The organism is Streptomyces sp. NBC_00454 (assembly GCF_041434015.1).
Taxonomy (GTDB): domain Bacteria; phylum Actinomycetota; class Actinomycetes; order Streptomycetales; family Streptomycetaceae; genus Streptomyces.
Window position 1 is genome coordinate 6,024,879 of record NZ_CP107907.1, and the last position, 16,134, is coordinate 6,041,012.

General features: G+C 70.8%; 11 protein-coding genes. 5 read left to right on the top strand and 6 right to left on the bottom strand.

The window, feature by feature from the left end:
• The first annotated feature begins 7 nt into the window (after positions 1-7).
• Both OHU74_RS27790 and OHU74_RS27795 read left to right on the top strand, forming a co-directional pair.
• A complete protein-coding gene (locus OHU74_RS27790; RefSeq protein ID WP_371618383.1) occupies positions 8-997 on the top strand; it encodes an ACP S-malonyltransferase in 990 nt (329 codons plus the stop codon).
• Entirely contained in the window at positions 994-1,518 is a 525-nt protein-coding gene (locus tag OHU74_RS27795) for a flavin reductase family protein (protein ID WP_371618384.1), read from the top strand. The genes OHU74_RS27790 and OHU74_RS27795 overlap by 4 nt, the downstream gene beginning before the upstream one ends.
• 299 nt (positions 1,519-1,817) lie before the next feature.
• Here the strand turns inward: OHU74_RS27795 and OHU74_RS27800 are convergent, their stop codons facing one another.
• Positions 1,818-3,986, bottom strand: a complete 2,169-nt coding sequence (locus OHU74_RS27800; protein ID WP_371618385.1) for an MMPL family transporter — start codon at positions 3,984-3,986, stop codon at positions 1,818-1,820.
• A 325-nt stretch (positions 3,987-4,311) separates the two neighbouring features.
• On the opposite strand from OHU74_RS27800, the gene OHU74_RS27805 reads away from it, so the two are divergent.
• The 3 genes from OHU74_RS27805 (at position 4,312) to OHU74_RS27815 (ending at position 6,252) form a co-directional block, all read left to right on the top strand.
• Positions 4,312-4,845 carry a hypothetical protein gene (locus OHU74_RS27805; protein ID WP_371618386.1) on the top strand — a complete coding sequence of 178 codons (534 nt, stop codon included), beginning with the start codon at positions 4,312-4,314 and terminating at the stop codon, positions 4,843-4,845.
• A gap of 188 nt (positions 4,846-5,033) precedes the next feature.
• Positions 5,034-6,020 carry a 2,3-diaminopropionate biosynthesis protein SbnA gene (gene sbnA / locus OHU74_RS27810; protein ID WP_371618387.1) on the top strand — a complete coding sequence of 329 codons (987 nt, stop codon included), beginning with the start codon at positions 5,034-5,036 and terminating at the stop codon, positions 6,018-6,020.
• 22 nt (positions 6,021-6,042) lie between these two features.
• Complete coding sequence (locus OHU74_RS27815; protein ID WP_371618388.1) at positions 6,043-6,252, top strand: MbtH family protein; 210 nt, start codon at positions 6,043-6,045, stop codon at positions 6,250-6,252.
• An 89-nt stretch (positions 6,253-6,341) separates the two neighbouring features.
• Here the strand turns inward: OHU74_RS27815 and OHU74_RS27820 are convergent, their stop codons facing one another.
• The 5 genes from OHU74_RS27820 to OHU74_RS27840 form a co-directional block, all read right to left on the bottom strand.
• On the bottom strand, positions 6,342-7,097 hold the full coding sequence (locus tag OHU74_RS27820; protein ID WP_371618389.1) for a thioesterase II family protein: 756 nt from the start codon (positions 7,095-7,097) through the stop codon (positions 6,342-6,344).
• Positions 7,098-7,139: 42 nt separating this feature from the next.
• The gene (serA, locus tag OHU74_RS27825; RefSeq protein ID WP_371618390.1) at positions 7,140-8,726 is read right to left on the bottom strand and encodes a phosphoglycerate dehydrogenase; all 1,587 of its coding nucleotides are present in this window, start codon (positions 8,724-8,726) and stop codon (positions 7,140-7,142) included.
• Between the two features lie 48 nt (positions 8,727-8,774).
• Positions 8,775-9,836, bottom strand: coding sequence for a 2,3-diaminopropionate biosynthesis protein SbnB (sbnB, locus tag OHU74_RS27830; protein ID WP_371618391.1), 1,062 nt, complete (start codon positions 9,834-9,836; stop codon positions 8,775-8,777).
• Positions 9,837-9,914: 78 nt separating this feature from the next.
• Positions 9,915-13,421, bottom strand: a complete 3,507-nt coding sequence (locus OHU74_RS27835) for an amino acid adenylation domain-containing protein (RefSeq protein ID WP_371618392.1) — start codon at positions 13,419-13,421, stop codon at positions 9,915-9,917.
• Between the two features lie 432 nt (positions 13,422-13,853).
• Positions 13,854-15,938, bottom strand: a complete 2,085-nt coding sequence (locus tag OHU74_RS27840; protein WP_371618393.1) for an ABC1 kinase family protein — start codon at positions 15,936-15,938, stop codon at positions 13,854-13,856.
• Positions 15,939-16,134 lie beyond the last annotated feature (196 nt).

The window sequence follows — 16,134 nt, forward strand, 5'->3', positions numbered from 1 at the left end:
CCCACCCATGCGAAAGCTCGATATGACCCAAGCATCGAACCTGCTCACCCGTACGGAACCACCGGCCGACTTAGCTACGACGGCCGTCCTGGCACCGGGACAAGGCGCGCAGAAACCCGGCATGCTCGTGCCCTGGCTGTCCCCGGACGCAGAGGCCCAGCTCGAACGCTGGTCGCAGATATGCGGCTTGGACCTGCTCCGGCTGGGGACCACTGCCGAAGCGGGCGAACTCGTCGATACGGCGATCGCGCAACCGCTGATCGTCGCCACCGCCCTGATCGGCTTCCACCGCCTGCAGTCCACCGGAACCCTCTCGTCCGATACCGTCGTGGTCGGGCACTCGGTCGGCGAGTTGGCCGCCGCTGCCGTCGCCGGGGTGATCTCGGCCGAGGACGCCATCGCTCTCGCCGCGGTCCGCGGCAAGGCCATGGCCGTGGCCTGCGGACTGGAACCGACCGGTATGGCCGCCGTCCTGGGCGGGGATCCGGTCGAGGTGTGCGATCGGATCGTCGAACTCGGCCTGACCCCGGCCAATCGCAACGGAGCCGGGCAGATCGTCGCCGCCGGCCGATCCGCCGCCCTGAACGAACTCTCCGCCGCTCCGCCCAAGGGTGCGAGGGTCGTCGCCCTGAAGGTCGCGGGCGCCTTCCACACCCCTTTCATGAAGCCCGCGCAGGAGGCCCTCGCGGCCGCCGCCGGGAACATCGCCACCCACGATCCGATCCGGCCCCTGCTGTCGAATTCCGATGGCCGGCCGGTCCGCTCGGGCGCTGACGCGCTCGCCAGGATCGTCGCGCAACTCACCGCACCGGTGCGCTGGGACCTGTGCATGGCGGCCATGAGCGAGGCCCGGGTGTCCGTCGTGGTCGAACTTCCTCCGGCCGGTGCGCTGACCGGTCTCGTGCGACGCGAACTCCCCGATGCCGTACGCCATCCGCTGAAGACGCCGGAGAGCCTGGACGCCCTGCTCGAGGCGGGCAGCGAGGTGGCCCGATGACCGCGCTCGGCGTGGCACCCGCGGCTCCTCACACCGACGTGAGCCAGGACTTCCGGCACCTCATGAAGATGTGGCCGTCCGGGGTCTCGGTGGTGACCACGCAGGTGGACGGGGCTCCGTACGGGTTCACCGCGAGCTCCTTCACCTCGGTCTCGATGCATCCGCCGATGATCTCCGTCTGTCTGGACCGGTCGGCGCGGTGCGCGCCGGCGTTCGCCGAGGCCGACTGGATCTCGGTGAACGTGCTCGGCTCGCACCAGGACGGGCTGGCGGGGCGGTTCGCCTCGAAGCTGGACGACAAGTTCAACGGCCTCACGGTCGTCGAAGGAGCGGGCGGGGCCCCGGCCTTCCCCGATTCCCTCGGTGTCATCGAATGCCGGCTGGACCGCGTCATCCCTGCCGGTGACCACCTGATCCTGCTCGCGAACGTCCACCGGGCCACCCACCTGGGCGCGAGCGAACCACTCGCCTACTACCGCAGCGCGTTCGCCGAAGTCAGCCCCAGGGAGCGGGCACGGTGACGACCTTTCGAAACGGCCCGTCGGATTCTCCGACGGGCCGTTTCGCGTTGTCGGCCGGGTGCCGGGTGCCGGGTGCCGGGTGCCGGGTGCCGGGTGCCGGGTGCCGGGTGGGCAGGCTCCCTCCCGGGGCCTACGGGAGCCCGGCCGAGGCCTGACCCTCAGCCTCCGGCTCAGCAGCCCGGACCCGGGCACCGCCTCCGTAGGGCGGCAAGCCGCGCCCCGCGCTGGAGCGGAGGATGCACGAAGGGCCGGGCGGCAACCTCTTTCGAGGTTGCCGCCCGGCCCTTTGTCCGTCGGTGCTAGGAGTGGCTGCCGGTGACGGCCGGCTCTTCCTGGCGGGGCTCCACGACGGGCTGCTCACGGACGTCGGAAGGGTGTCCGGAGCGGTTGCCCGGCCACCATGCCTTCGGGCCGATCAGCGCCGTCAGCGTCGGCACCAGCAGCAGCGCCATGATGAACGCGGTCAGCAGGATGCCGAACGCCACCGCGAAGCCCATCTGCTGGAGCATCGAGTTGTCGGCCAGCATCAGGACGCCGAAGGTGCCGGCCAGGATGACGGCCGCCGAACCGATGGTCGGCGCCGACTGGGAGACGGCGAGCCGCACCGACTCGGCGGTGGACCGTCCGGCCTGCACCTCCTCGCGCAGTCGCGCCACCATGAGGATGTTGTAGTCGGTGCCGATGGCGACGACGAACAGGTACACGACGATCGGCAGCGAGAACAGCAGTCCGTCCTCACCCTTGATGTTCTGGAACAGCCAGACCGCCGAGCCGAGGGTCGCGGTGAAGCCGAGGCCGACGGCCAGCATCAGGTAGAGCGGGGCGACGACGCTGCGCAGCAGCAGGCCCAGGATGAGCATGATGGCCAGCGCCGCGATCGGGAAGACCAGCCCGTAGTCGTGCTTGACGGCGTCCTCGATGTCGGCGAGGACCGCCGTCTTGCCGCCCACCAGCGCCTTCGAGCCCTCGGGCGCCTTCGCGTGCACCGCGTCGCGCAGGTCCCCGGCGACCAGTTCGATGGCCTCGTCGGACGAGGGCCGGAACTTCAGCACCACGCTGTACAGGGCGACATCGCCCTTGGGGCTCAGCACGGCGGGGGAGACGTCCCCGATGTTGTCCACCGCGGCGATGGACTGCCGGAAGGTGTCGAGGGCGGCCTTGTCGAGCGGTGCGCCCTCCTTGGACTTGACGAAGACCAGGCTCGGCTCGGTCTCGCCGGCGGAGAAGCTCTTCTGCAGATCGGCGTTGACCTGGATCGACTCCAGGGTTTTGGGCAGGGTGCTCTCCTGGTCGAACCCGGGCTTGAAGCCGAGGGCGCCGACCGCGAGCACGGCGAGCAGGCCCGTGGCGACGGCGGCGACCAGGGCGGGGCGCCGGGAGGCGATGTCGCCGACCTTGCCGGCCAGCCGGTTCTTCGGGGCCCGCTTCCAGGCCTTGGAGGGCCAGAACGCCTTCGTGCCGAGGAGCGAGAAGACCGCGGGCACCAGCGTCAGCGCGGCGACGAGCGTCACGGCGACGGAGATGGCCAGCGAGGGGCCCATGGCACGCATGTTGCCCATGGTGGAGAACACCAGGGCCAGGAAGGCGACGATCACGGCGCCGGCGGCGGAGGCGATCGTCTCGCCGACCCGCGAGACGGAGTCGATGAGGGCCTGCTTGGGCTCCTGTCCGGCCCGCAGGTGCTCGCGGTAGCGGAACAGCAGGAACAGGATGTAGTCGGATCCCACGCCGAACAGCACCACGATCAGGATCGCGGAGTTGCTCGCGTCCGCCTCGAGGCCGAAGAGCTCGCTCGCGGTCGCGATCAGGCCGTTGGCCGAGATGAACATCAGCGCGATCATCAGCACCGGCAGGAGGGCGATGAGCGGGCTGCGGAAGATGACCCCGAGCAGCACGATGATCAGGACCAGAGTGGCCATCATGATCATGGCGTCGGTGTCACCGGCCGCGTCCTTGGCATCGACCATCAACGCCGTGGGACCCGTGACGCCCATCTTCAGCTCGCTGCCCTGGAGTTGGGCCCTGCCGTCCGTGCGCAGCCGGCGCAGCGACTCCAGACCGGCTTCGGCCGCGGGGTCCTTCTCGGCGGAGACGACGCTCGCGAGCGCCATCTTTCCGTCCTTGGACACCGCCTCGGGCGAGGTTGCGATGGTCTTGAAGCTCTCGTACCGCTTGGCCTGCAGGTCCGCGGTGACCTTCGCGACGGTGGCCTTGTCACCATCCGTCAGCGCGGCGCCGTCGTTGCGCTGGAAGACCACGATGGCCGCCGGGGACTCCTGCTGCGGGAAGGACTCCTCCTTGATCTTCATGATCTGAGCCGACTCGTACCGGGAGGGCAGGAAGTCCGCCTGGTCCGTACTGGATTTCAGCTCGGGGGCCAGGGTGGCCAGGGCAACCGTCGCGACGATCCAGGACACTATGGTCAGCCAGGGCCGGTTGACGGAGAACCGTCCTATCCGTCCGAACATGACGCTCCTTTGGAAATGGATAGGGTGCGGAGCCGCGGGTTCGCGGCAGGTCAGCACCATTTCTTCCAAGTCTTGCGTGCCGGCACGGAATAGCAGGCTCCGACTTCGATTGCCGACAGGTTGTTGACAGTCGCCCCGGAACTTCCGCAGGGAACCGGCCCGATCGCATTCCCTCATGTCCTCTTGAGGACATCCGTACGGGTTTCCCCGCGCCCGGCGGACACCCCGCTCATACGGTTCAGCGCCGAGGCCTCCCCCGTGCGGGGGAGGCGAATGGCCCCGTAGGTGGAGGTCCGGCGACGGCCCCGTGATGAGAATGGATCACATGCTGAGAAGGAACGTACTTCCTGATGTACCGCGCTGGGCCGTCCTCACCGCCTACGCCGTACCGCTGGTCACCCTGCCTTCGGGGCTGTGGCGGATCGCCCTGGTCATCGGGCTCCCGGTGGCCAAGGACCCCGTGCACACCGGCTGGGGCGTTGCGTACGTCCTGACGCTGACGGCGGTCTCCGAGGGGCTCGCCCTGCTGACGCTCGGTCTGGTGCAGCCCTGGGGCGAGGTCGTGCCGCGCTGGATCCCGCTGATCGGCGGCCGTCCGGTGCGCCCGCTCGCGGCGGTGGTACCGGCACTGCTGGGTGCGGCCGCGCTCTTCTTCCTGAGCATCCTGGTCGGCATCGTCCAGTCGAACAGCCTGGCTTCGGGCAGCCTCACGACCTCCGCGACCCAGGACACCGTCCTCGTCGCCTGCTACCTCCCGCTGGTGGCCTGGGCCCCGCTGCTGGCGGCCACGGCGATCGCGTACCACCGGCGCCGGACGGCCGCGCCCGTCCGGCCGGAGCGCGTGCTCGAGCACCACTGAGCGGAAGGTCCTGCGGCGCCGGGTCGGTCCGGCGCCCATGCGAACTCCATATAGAGGTATTCGAAGGGCGAATGCGCCACGACCGGGTCGATATCTAGGGTCAACCCATGTCGACTGAAATGCGACGGTCCGAATTCATTTCGCGCACCGCCATGCAAGGACACGTCTACGGTTCGGGGGGCTGAGGCTTGCCCATAGTGGACGCTCCTGAGCAGTTCAATCAGGAAGACCTCTACCTGGACCTCCACTCCACGATGGGCCTCCCGGTCTACCTCAAGTGCGAGGGCTTCAACTTCGCGGGCTCGATCAAGCTCAAGGCCGCCACCGAAATGGTGGACGCCGCCGAGCGCCAGGGGCTCCTGAGCTCCGATTCCATCCTGATCGAGTCCTCGTCCGGCAACCTGGGCGTGGCGCTCAGCATGATCGCCGCCAACAGGGGCTACGACTTCGAGTGCGTCACCGACGCCCGGTGCAACCTGGCCACGCGGCTGCTGATCGAAGCGATGGGCAGCCGGGTCAAGGTGATCACCGAGGGGCATCCGGAACGCGGCCTGCTCGGCGCGCGGCTGGACTACGTACGCGAACGCTGTGCGAGCGACCCCCGGTACGTGTGGCTGAACCAGCATGCCAATCCCAACAACTGGAAGGCGCACTACCGGGTCACCGCGCCCGCGATCGCGCGCCGGTTCCCCCAGCTGGACGTGCTGTTCATCGGGGCCGGAACCACGGGCACCCTGATGGGCTGCGCCCGGTACTTCCGCCAGACGCAACCCGGCACGACCATCGTCGCGGTCGACAGCGTCGGGTCCGTCACCTTCGGCGTACCGGCGGGACTGCGGATGATTCCGGGCCTGGGCGCCGGCGTGCGTCCGGCGCTGCTCGACGAGTCCTTCGTGGACCACGTCGTGCACGTGCCGGAGGCGGAGACCGTCAGGGTCTGCCACCAGCTCGCCAGGTCCGGCTTCATGTTCGGGGGCTCCACCGGCACCGTGATCGCCGGCGCGCGCCGCTGGCTCGCCGAGCACCGGCCGGCGGGCGAGGTCACCGCGGTGGCCATCGCCCCCGATTTCGGCGAGCGATATCTCGACACGCTTTACCACACCAATTGGGTGCGGGAATTCTACGGCCCGGACGTCCTGGACGGGCTGAGCACCCACGAGCAGTACACCCATTGACGGCAGAAGGAGAGGAACGACCATGACGAACCCCTTTGAGGACAACGACGCCAGCTACTACGTCCTGGTGAACGAAGAGGGCCAGCACTCCCTCTGGCCCGTCTTCATCGAAGTCCCGCTCGGGTGGACCATCGCCCACGGCCAGGACGCGAGGCAGTCCTGCCTGGACTTCATCGAGCGGAACTGGACCGACATGCGGCCCAAGAGCCTGATCGCCGCGTCGAATACGTGAACCAGCGCGGCGGCGGCACGCCGCGGACCGGCGCTCTCCCCGAGAGCCCGGCCGCGGCGTGCCGCCGCGCTGCGTTGCCGTCAGCCCCGTCAGCCGCTGGTGACCAGTAGCTCCGAGACCTCGCGCACCAGCGCATCGTGCTGTTCGACCAGGTAGAAGTGGCCGCCGGGCAGCACCCGCAGCCGGAATCCGCGGGGCGCGACATCGCCCCAGGCCTCCATCTCCCGCGCCGGGGTGGAGGGATCCGCATCGCCGATCCAGGCGTGGACGGGGCAGCCGACCGGGACGGCGCTGCGCGGTCCGTAGGTGCCCACGATGGTGAAGTCCGCCCGGACCGCCGGCAGTACGAGCTCCTGGATGTCCGGGTCGTCGAGCAGAGCGGTGTCGGTCCCGCCGAGCCTGCGCAGTTCGGCGATCAGCGCCGCGTCCCCCCGAAGGTAGAGGTCGCGCGGGGTCAGCCGGTGCGGAGCCTTGCGGCTGGACACGTGGAGGGCGGCGGGCCGGACGGCGTGCCGCTCCTCCAGCCGCAGCGCCACCTCGTAGGCCAGCGAGGCCCCCATGCTGTGGCCGAAGAGCGTCAGGGGTAGGTCCGCGAACGGCAGCAACGCCGCGGTGACCTGGTCCGCGAGCACGTCCATGCTGTCGATGCACGGTTCGGCGAGCCGCTCGTGCCGGCCCGGATACTTCGCCACCAGGACCTCCGTATCGGCGTCGAAGGACCGGCCCCAGGCGTGGAAGAAGCTCGCCGAACCGCCCGCGTGCGGCAGGACCACCAGCCGGCGTCGGGGCGTGGGAGTTGCGGAGTACCTGCGGAACCACGTGTTGCCGCTCAAACCGGTCGTCATGTTCGCGCGCACCTCATCGTCGGGTCTGTCGATTGTCCGTGTTCACGCAGACTGCTCCAAGGACCACCTGCGGGTCGCGTGGATCCCGGCAGCCGCGGCGTCCAGGACCTCCGGCGCCACGGGACCGCTCACGCTCAGCGCGAGGAGGACCTCGTTCCCGTCGGGGGATCCGTGCGCGATCCGCAGGGCGTTCAGGGGAGTGCGGTCCAGCGCCTCGGTGACCGCACCGACCAGCCCCGGGGCGTCGGGGGCACGGAAGAAGAGGGTGGTCCCGGTGAGAGGGAGGTCCAGCGTGAAACCGCACACCTCCACCAGCCTGTGGCCGGAGCCCGGCCCGGTGAGCGTGCCCGCGACGGAGACCTCCTCGCCGGAGGGCAGCACCCCCGACAGCGTGACCAGACTGTGGTGCGCCCCGCCGTCGGCTCCGTTGATCAGTTCGGTGCCCAGACCGTGCTCCCGGGCGATCAGCGGAGCGTTGACGTAGGAGACGGCCCCTGCGGCCACACCATCGAGCGCGCCCTTGAGCGCGGCCAGCTCCAGCGCCGCGGTGTCATGGACGGTGATCTCCCCGTCGACCCTCACCCGCAGCCGCCGCGGCAGGCCGTCGGCGGTCGCGGTGAACAGCCGCCCCAACTCCTCGGTCAGGACCAGCCACGGGTCGAGCTCGCCGTCGACGGCGCCCACCGCCAGGTTGGCCGCCTCGGGGACGAACCGCCCCGACAGCGCCTGCCGTACGGATGCGGCGACGGCCGTACCGGCGCGCTCCTGCGCCTCGGCGGTGCCGGCGCCGAGGTGTGGCGTGACGATCACGTTGTCCAGCTCGAAGAGCGGGGAATCGGTGCAGGGTTCGGTGGCGAAGACGTCGACGGCCGCGCCCGCGATCCGGCCTTCCTTGAGCGCGGCGTACAGCTCCGTCTCGTCCACGATGCCGCCCCGGGCCGCGTTGACGAGACGGACGCCCGGCTTGACCTTGTGCAGTGCGTCGAATCCGATCAGGCCCGCCGTCCCGCTCGTCCTGGGCAGGTGGACGGTCAGGAAGTCCGCCTCGGCGAGGAGTTCGTCGAGCCCGGTGACGCGTACGCCGCTCCGGGCGGCGTGCTCCGGCCGCACATACGGGTCGTAGGCGAGCAGTCGCATGCCGAAGGCCTCCATGCGGCGCGCCACCAGCGACCCGATGCGTCCCAGGCCGATGATGCCCAGCGTCTTGCCGGCCAGCTCCACCCCGGTGTACCGGCTGCGCTGCCACCGGCCCTCCTTGAGCGCCGCGCCGGCCTGCGGGATGTTCCGCGCCACCGCGAGCAGCAGGCCCACGGTGAGTTCGGCGGCGCTGACGACATTGGCCGTGGGGGCGTTGACCACCATGACGCCCGCCCGGGTGGCGGCGGCCACGTCGACGTTGTCGAGGCCCACGCCCGCCCGGCCGATCACCTTGAGCCGGGTCCCCGCCGCGATCGCCTCCGCGTCCATCCGGGTGGCGCTGCGCACGAGGACGGCGTCCGCCCCGGGCAGCGCCGCGAGCAGCGCCTCCCGGTCGGCGCCCGCGCAGTACCGGACCTCGATGTCCGGCCCCAGAGCGGTGACGGTGGCCTCGGAGAGCTCTTCGGCGATCAGTACGACGGACCTGTCCATGGGGCGACGACTCCTGTCTCGCGGGTGCGGGGCTCGGGGCGACGGGGCCTAGTGCTGTGAACGGGCCGCTGAGCCGTTGTTGCCGTAGCGGTCGAGCTCGTGGAAGAAGCCGTCTACGACGCCCAGTTGGCCCGCGTCCCGCAGCTGGTCGTGGACGTGCCGGCCGAGCGCGATGTCCAGTACTCCGAGGCCGAAGGGCGAGAAGACCACGGGACGGTCGGCGGGCAGTTCGACCCTGCCTTCGAGGACGTCGAAGAGGGTCCCGTCGATGAACTCGCGGTTCCCGGTGAGCTGTTCCACCAGGTGCGGGGAGGTGTCCGCCTTGAGGCAGTGCTCGATGTCGTCCACGATGTTCGCGGAGGCCAGCAGGATCTCCGGGGACAGGTCCCGCAGCGAGACGTTCAGGACGAGCGGGTTGTGGGCGAACCAGGCCGGGTCGTGGACGTGCGGGCTGCCGGCGACGGTGGCGAAGACCACCAGGTCGCTCTCCCGGATCAGCTCCTCCGCGGATCCGTGCACCACGACGGGCGCGCTGCCGGGGCGGCCGCCCAGGTAGCCGGCGAAGGACTCGGCGTGCTCCTGCGACAGGTCGTGGACGCCGAGCTCGTCGAAGGTCCAGTCGGTGGCCTCGAGGTAGTGGTGGATGTACCGGGCGATGAGCCCCGTACCGATGAAACCGATCCTGCGGGGGCGCTCGCCCCGGCTGAGCCGGTCGGCGGCGAGCGCCGCCGACGCCGCGGTCCTGGACGCGCTGATGATGGAGCTTTCCAGACAGGCGAAGGGGTAGCCGGTGGCGTGGTCGTTGAGGATCAGCACCGCCGAGGCCCGCGGGATGCCCGCCGCGACGTTGTCGGGGAAGCTGGAGATCCACTTCAGGCCGTCGGTCGGCCGGTCGCCGCCCACGGCGGCGGGCAGCGCGATGATGCGGGAGCTGGGCCGGTCGGGGAAGCGCAGGAAGTACGAGGGCGGGTTGACCGTGTCGCCCCGGCCGTGGAGCCGGTAGACGTCCTCGACCAGGTCCACGATCTGCTTCTCGCTGCCGGTGAGCACGTCGGCGACCTGGGCGCCGCTGATGACGGCGAAGGGCGGTACGACAGGCTGCGGGGACATGACGACTCCATTTGCTGGGTGGTGGGTGGTGGGTTGTGGTGGTGGTGCTGGGGAGCCACGCCGGCCCCGGAGGCGCCGTCAGTGCGCGTCGGGGCCCGGCGCGAAGGTGACCGGGTCTCCGAGGACGACCGCGATCTCGCGCTCGCCCTCGTACGGCTCCCGGCTGTGGGCCATCCGGAGGTTGTCGACGATCAGCAGGTCACCGTCGCGCCAGGGCTCGCGGAGCGTGTGCTTCTCGTAGACGGAGTTGATGGTGAGCACCGTGTCCTCGTCGAGGGGCTCGCCCTCGCCGTGGAGGCTGTTGAAGGGCAGCCCGTCCTCCCCGAACTCGAAGGTCAGGTACTCCCTGATCACCGGGTCCAGGGTCCACTCGTTGAGGAAGGCGATCTGGTTGAACCAGCCGCGGCGTCCCGTGACGGGGTGGCGCAGCACGGCGGCGGCCCGCTGCCGCGTGCGCAGGCCGCCGTCGTCCTGCCAGGCGTACGTGATGCCCCGGGCCTCGCAGTACTCCTCGACGGCCGCGCGGTCGGCCGTGCCGAAGGAATCGGCCAGGGTGACCCCGATGGTCTCCGTGTAGTTGCGGACGAGCGACCATCCCTCCTTCTCGAAGCGGTCGACGATTCCTGCGGGGAGCGCCCGAAGCACCTCCTGCGAGTCGGCGACCGCGGTCACTCCGCCGGAGGCGGGGGCCTTGAGAGCGGCGAACAGGAGCGTCCCGGGGACCTCACGGGCGTAACTCAGCTCGTGGTGCATGCACATCGGCTGATCGGCGGGCCATTCGGAGGAGGAGTGGACCCCGTCCGCCAGAACCTGCCGCGGGGCGAAGCCTTCGCGTTCCGTGATGATCCGGTCCAGGTACGCCCGGCCGAACCGGGCAACGGTGTCCGCGTCGCGCAGACCGAGGCCCCTGACCAGCACCGCCCCGTGCTCCGCCACGGTGGCGCGCAGCCGCGCCCGGTGCTCGGCGGCCCAGGCGGCCGGGTCGGCCGGGGCGGGGCCGGCGAGTTCGAGCACCGCGGGGCGGTCGTCGATGCGGGTCACGTCGAACGGGGCGACCCGTGTCGCGTCCTGCGCGTCGGCGTCGGTGTCGGTGGAGGGGGACACGAGGAGGGAGGAGGCCGCAACGGGGGAGGGGGACGGGGCCGGGGCCGCGACGGGGGCGGCCGCCGGGGCCAGGAGACCGGCGAGCTCGTGCAGCGTGGGGTGCTCGATCACATCGCGCAGGGTGAACGCCCGGTCCATCCGTACGACGAGCTGCACCGCCGAGAGCGAGGTGCCGCCCTGGTCGTAGAAGTTGTCGTTGCGTCCGACCTTGCCCGCGGGCAGCCGCAGTACGGCCTCCCAGGCCGCTGCCAGCCGCCGCTCGGCGTCCGTACGGGGCTCCTCGTGGCCCTGCTCCGCCTCCTGAGCGGCCAGTTCCGAGGCGATGGCGGTGAGGGCGCGCTTGTCGGTCTTCCCGTTGGGGGTGAGCGGCAGTACGTCCAGGCGCTCCAGCCGGCCCGGCACCATGTAGGCGGGCAGCGCCTGCGCCAGGCGTTCGCGCAGTACCCCGGCGGGTTCATCGGAGCCGGTCTGGAAGCCGACCAGGTGGCGGCCCCGATCGGGGCTCTCCACGACCACGACGGCGCCGTCGCGGACCCCGGGCAGCTTGAGCAGCTGGTTCTCGATCTCGCCGATCTCGATCCGGAAGCCCCGGATCTTGATCTGCGCGTCGCGGCGTCCGAGGTACTCGAGGGAACCTCCGGGCAGCCGGCGTCCGAAGTCACCGGAGCGGTAGAGCCGCAGGCCGGGGCGGTGCGGGTCCTCACCGAACGCCTGGGCCGTGCGCTCGGGATCGTTGACGTAGCCGCGGCCCACGCACACGCCGGAGAAGACGATCTCGCCGGGCGCACCGAGGGGTACCGGCCGCAGCTCTTCGTCGACGACGTAGACGGTGACGTTGCCGACCGTGGGGCCCAGCGGCACCGAGTCCCAGACCGGCACCGAGGTCATCACCTCGTGATTGGTGTCGTCGCAGGTCTCGGTGAGCCCGTAGGCGTTCATCAACGCGATGTGCGGGAACCGCGCGAACCAGCGCACGGTCAGTTCCTTCTTCAGCGCCTCACCGGTGACCGATACGCAGCGCAGCGCGGGCAGTTCCCTGGGGCTGGTCTCCAGCCGGGCGAGCACGACCTCCAGGTAGGAGGGGACGGCCTGCAGGACGGCGACCCCGCCCCGCTCCACCGCGTCCAGGTACCGGTCGACGTCGAGGACCGCGTCCTGCTCGATGATCAGCGTGCGCCCGCCGACGACCAGGGCCGCCACGAGCTGCCAGAGCGAGATGTCGAAGGACTGCGGGGCGGTCTGGGCCACCACCTGTCCCTCGCCGATCCCCTGGTCGTCGATCTTGGCGTAGAGGTGGTTGACGAAGCCGGCGTGCTCGCACATCGCGCCCTTGGGCTCTCCGGTGGAGCCCGAAGTGAAGTACAGGTAGGCCAGTTGGTCCGCCGCGACCGGCACGCCGGGGTTTTCCTCGGAGCGGTCCTCGCCGTGGGCGTCGGCGACGGTGAGGAGCTCCAGGTCCGGTGCGGCCGCCCGCTCCAGGTGTCCCGGACCGCCGGGCTCGGTGAGGACGATCGCGCAGCCGCTGCGCTCCAGCGTCCGGGCCATCCGGTCCGCCGGGGCGTGCGGTTCGATGGGCAGGTAGGCCGCTCCGGCCTTGAAGATGCCGATGACCGCGGCCAGCCAGTCGAGGTTGCGCTCGGTGACCACCGCCACCACCGCCTCGGCCGCCAGCCCCCTGGCGAGCAGGGCGTGGGCGATGCGGTTGGCGCGGGCGTTGAGCTGCGCGTACGTCAGGCTCTCACCGGCCCGTACGGCGGCCACCTCCGTCGGCCTGAGGGCGACCTGCTCCTCGAACAGCTCGTGGAACCGGCGGTCCGGTATCGGCCGCTCGGGACCGGCGAGCCCGTGGATCTGGTGCTGGAACTCCGCATCGGACAGCAGCGCGCGGGCGCGGCTCGGGGTGTCCGGCCCGGCCGCCATCTGCTCCAGTGCCGTCACGTAGTAGCCCGCGATGCGGCCGGCCGCTTCGGCGTCCAGCACGTCGGTGCGGTAGCGCAGGAGCACGGCCGGGCCGTCGGGTCCGTAGCGCAGGGTGGTGGTCAGCACGGTGCCCGGGGCGGGCTCCGCGCAGGCGCCGTCGATGTGCCCGAGGTCCAGCACGGTCTCGAAGGCACCGTCGGCGGGCCTGTCGGCCGCCCGCTCGGAGGCGCCGAGCAGCTCGCGCCAGGTCTCGTCGCGGAGGGAGAGGGAGAGGGCGAGGGTACGGGGCTGCGGGCCGGCCTCCGGGGCGGCGGCGGTCGGGGGAAGGTATCCGGACACGAGGGCGCGCTCGCCGCTGAGTGCGGACAGCACCGCGGTGTGGGCGGCGAGGAGGGCGGCCTCCCACCCGGTGGCGGACCGCCGGGACAGCAGTCTGATCCGCGCGGCCAGCCGTACGGGGATCTGCCGGGTCAGCGAGGCCTGCTCGGCCTCCTCCGCGGGGACGTCGCCCGGCGGGACCCACCGGGGGATCAGCCGCTGAGGTGCTCCAGTGATCGTCATCGCTCTCTCCTGTACAACCGGACGGGCCCGAAGAAGACGCCGTCCGTGGTGTCGACGGACATCAGCTTCCGTCGACCGGCGAGTTCTTCGGGCTCGACGGCCCTCTATTGAAGGCGAATTACTGATTCATTCGCCTGTCTCCCAATCCGGGACCGACTTAAGCATCCGCGGAGCGGATTCGACAAGGGATCCCCGGTGCAACTCGGGCCGCAATACGAGGAATTGAATATGAAGAATGGAGGGACGTGTTGCACAGGTCCGCGGAATGGGTCGCAGAGAGCCCGGGCGGGCCGCACCAGGCCCTGAACTCGGCCCTCCGGAAGGCCTGATGGCAGTCGAATGCCATCGGCCATCCGCACTGCTCCCGCATCGCTCCCGCATCGCGGAAACGGTGGCCGCAGGTGGCCTCTTGCGCGCATTGGGAAATTCTCGCTACGGGCTGCGGCGCATCGCCGTGTACAGCGCCCGCAGCATGAGGATCGCGCTCACCGCCAACAGGTGGTAGCCCAGCAGCGGGTAGAGCTCCAGCTGACCGGTGACGTGCGGTCCGCGCCGGGTGCCGAACACCACGAGCATGACCCCCATCAGGCCGGTACAGGCGGCCAGCAGCGTGACGGTCAGCTGGTGGAGCAGGCCCGTGACGAAGCGCCGTTCCCGCTCGTCCGCGAGGACCCGTACCCTCACGCCCAGACGTCCCTCCTCCAGGGCGGCGCTGATGCGTTCGACCCGCCGGGGCAGCCGGCGCAGCATCGGCAGCAGGGAGAGGAACTCGTGCGCCATGTCGTGCATCACGGACGGGAAGCCGAGCAGCTCGAACCTCTCGTCCGCACCGTCCTGCGCGTCCGGACGCCGCGGCCTGCGGAACCTCAGTTCCTCCTTGACCATCTCGACGGCGAAGGCACGTGCCTCCTCCAGCAGGTTGAACCCGGGGGCGAGTTGGGCCAGGCTCCCCTCCACCGTCGCCAGGGCCCGGAAGACCGCGGCGATCTCCGGCGGCACCGCGAGCCCGAACCGGGACAGCATCCGGAAGAGGGCGGTGAAGGTCTCGGAGTCCGGCTGGGAGCCCGCACCCAGATGCTGCGCCATGAACCGCCCGAGCTCCCGCTCGAGCAGCAGCGGATCGGGCATCAGCTCCTCGTTCGTCGTCGCCCTGGTGCCGAGCAGGGCGAGCAGGGCGTCGTGCAGCCTGGCCGGGTCGCCGCGTTCGATGGACACCAGCAGTTCCTGGATCGCACTGCGCATGGGGGGCCCGATCCGGCCGACCGAGCCGAAGTCGATCAGGCCGATCCGCCCGTCCTCGAGCAGCAGCATGTTCCCCGGGTGCGGATCGGCGTGGAAGACGCCCGCCCGCAGGATCTGATGGAGCATGCTCGACAGAACGGTCCTGGCCATCGCTCCCCGGTCCAGGCCCTTCTTCCGGGCGACGGCCGGGGCCCGGTCGAGCGTGACCCCTTCCAGCCACTCCTGCACCAGGAGCCGGGCCGAGGTGTACGCGCAGTACACCTGCGGGATGCGCACCGCCGCATCGGCCTCGAACCCGCCGCAGGCCCCGGCGACCGCGCCCGAGTTCCGGGCCTCGATGCGGAAGTCGAGTTCCTCCCGGAGGGATTGGGCGAAGCCGTCGCCCAGATCGCGCAACCCAAGGGACTGCGCGGACCGGGCCCGGGCCTCGAGCCCCCGGGTGATGGCGAGCACGATGTCGAGGTCGCGCTCCACCATCTCCCGTACGCCGGGACGCTGGATCTTGACGACCACGGTCGGACCGCCGTGCAGGCGTGCGCGGTGCACCTGGGCTATGGAGGCGGCCGCGAGCGGTATGTGCTCGAACCACTCGAAGACCTCGTCGACCGGCTTGCCCAGTTCCTGGCGGAGCAAGGCCTCCACCTCGGGCCATGGCGCCGGGGGCACGCTGCTCTGCAGACGGCTGAGTTCGTCGATGAAATGGGGCGGCAGGAGGTCGCGGCGGGTGGAGAGCACCTGGCCGAGCTTGACGAGCACTCCACCGCACTCCTCCAGCGCGGTCCGCAGCGCCCTGGCGGACTGCTCGCCGAACGGCCCCGGGCTCATCGCCCGCTCCAGGCGGGTGCGGCTGCGCAGCAGCCGGCCCAGACCGTTGCGCATGAGGATCCGGCTGATCTGCGAGTAGCGGCGGGCACGTCGGAACCGTGCGCCCGCGCCGCGCAGCAGCTGCAGGGGAAGCGCCCAACTGCCGTGGGGGAGGAAGACGTCGGCGAGCACGATCGCGATCATCGCGGCGAACAGGGACAGCCCGATCTGGACCGCGGTGAGCACGCCGCGGCTTCCGTCCTCGGGCACCATCTGCCCGAAGGCGGACAGCGTTCCCAGCGCCACCAGGCCCGCGAAGAGGGCGCGCAGCGGACCGATCGTGATCCCGAGCAGCTTCCGGGACGCCGACCGGACACCGAGGAAGACACCCCCGACGGTGACTGCGGTCGTCAGCATGATGACGACCGTCAGGGCGGGGCCGTCGAATCCGACGGCGGCCGGTACGGTCATGAAGGACTCCCTCGGTATGTCGCGGGCCACCCTAGGCCGGGTGGGGACGCGTTCCGACGGATGTGTCAACTACCTGCAGGGGCATGCCTGTACGGGGGCTGGTAGGGCCCGGGGCGTACCGGGAGAGGGGCGCCCTGCGGCGCCCGGAGGTGCCACCTTCCTGCCAACCGTCACCGGCCCGCCCACGTACCCGCCC

Excerpts from the sequence above, each read along its gene's own strand:
- OHU74_RS27805 (WP_371618386.1), top strand. The coding sequence starts at position 4,312 with ATGCTGAGAAGGAACGTACTTCCTGATGTACCGCGCTGGGCCGTCCTC.
- OHU74_RS27815 (WP_371618388.1), top strand. The coding sequence starts at position 6,043 with ATGACGAACCCCTTTGAGGACAACGACGCCAGCTACTACGTCCTGGTG.
- OHU74_RS27790 (WP_371618383.1), top strand. The coding sequence starts at position 8 with ATGCGAAAGCTCGATATGACCCAAGCATCGAACCTGCTCACCCGTACG.
- serA (WP_371618390.1), bottom strand. The coding sequence starts at position 8,726 with ATGGACAGGTCCGTCGTACTGATCGCCGAAGAGCTCTCCGAGGCCACC.
- OHU74_RS27820 (WP_371618389.1), bottom strand. The coding sequence starts at position 7,097 with ATGACGACCGGTTTGAGCGGCAACACGTGGTTCCGCAGGTACTCCGCA.
- OHU74_RS27795 (WP_371618384.1), top strand. The coding sequence starts at position 994 with ATGACCGCGCTCGGCGTGGCACCCGCGGCTCCTCACACCGACGTGAGC.
- OHU74_RS27840 (WP_371618393.1), bottom strand. The coding sequence starts at position 15,938 with ATGACCGTACCGGCCGCCGTCGGATTCGACGGCCCCGCCCTGACGGTC.
- OHU74_RS27800 (WP_371618385.1), bottom strand. The coding sequence starts at position 3,986 with ATGTTCGGACGGATAGGACGGTTCTCCGTCAACCGGCCCTGGCTGACC.
- sbnB (WP_371618391.1), bottom strand. The coding sequence starts at position 9,836 with ATGTCCCCGCAGCCTGTCGTACCGCCCTTCGCCGTCATCAGCGGCGCC.
- OHU74_RS27835 (WP_371618392.1), bottom strand. The coding sequence starts at position 13,421 with ATGACGATCACTGGAGCACCTCAGCGGCTGATCCCCCGGTGGGTCCCG.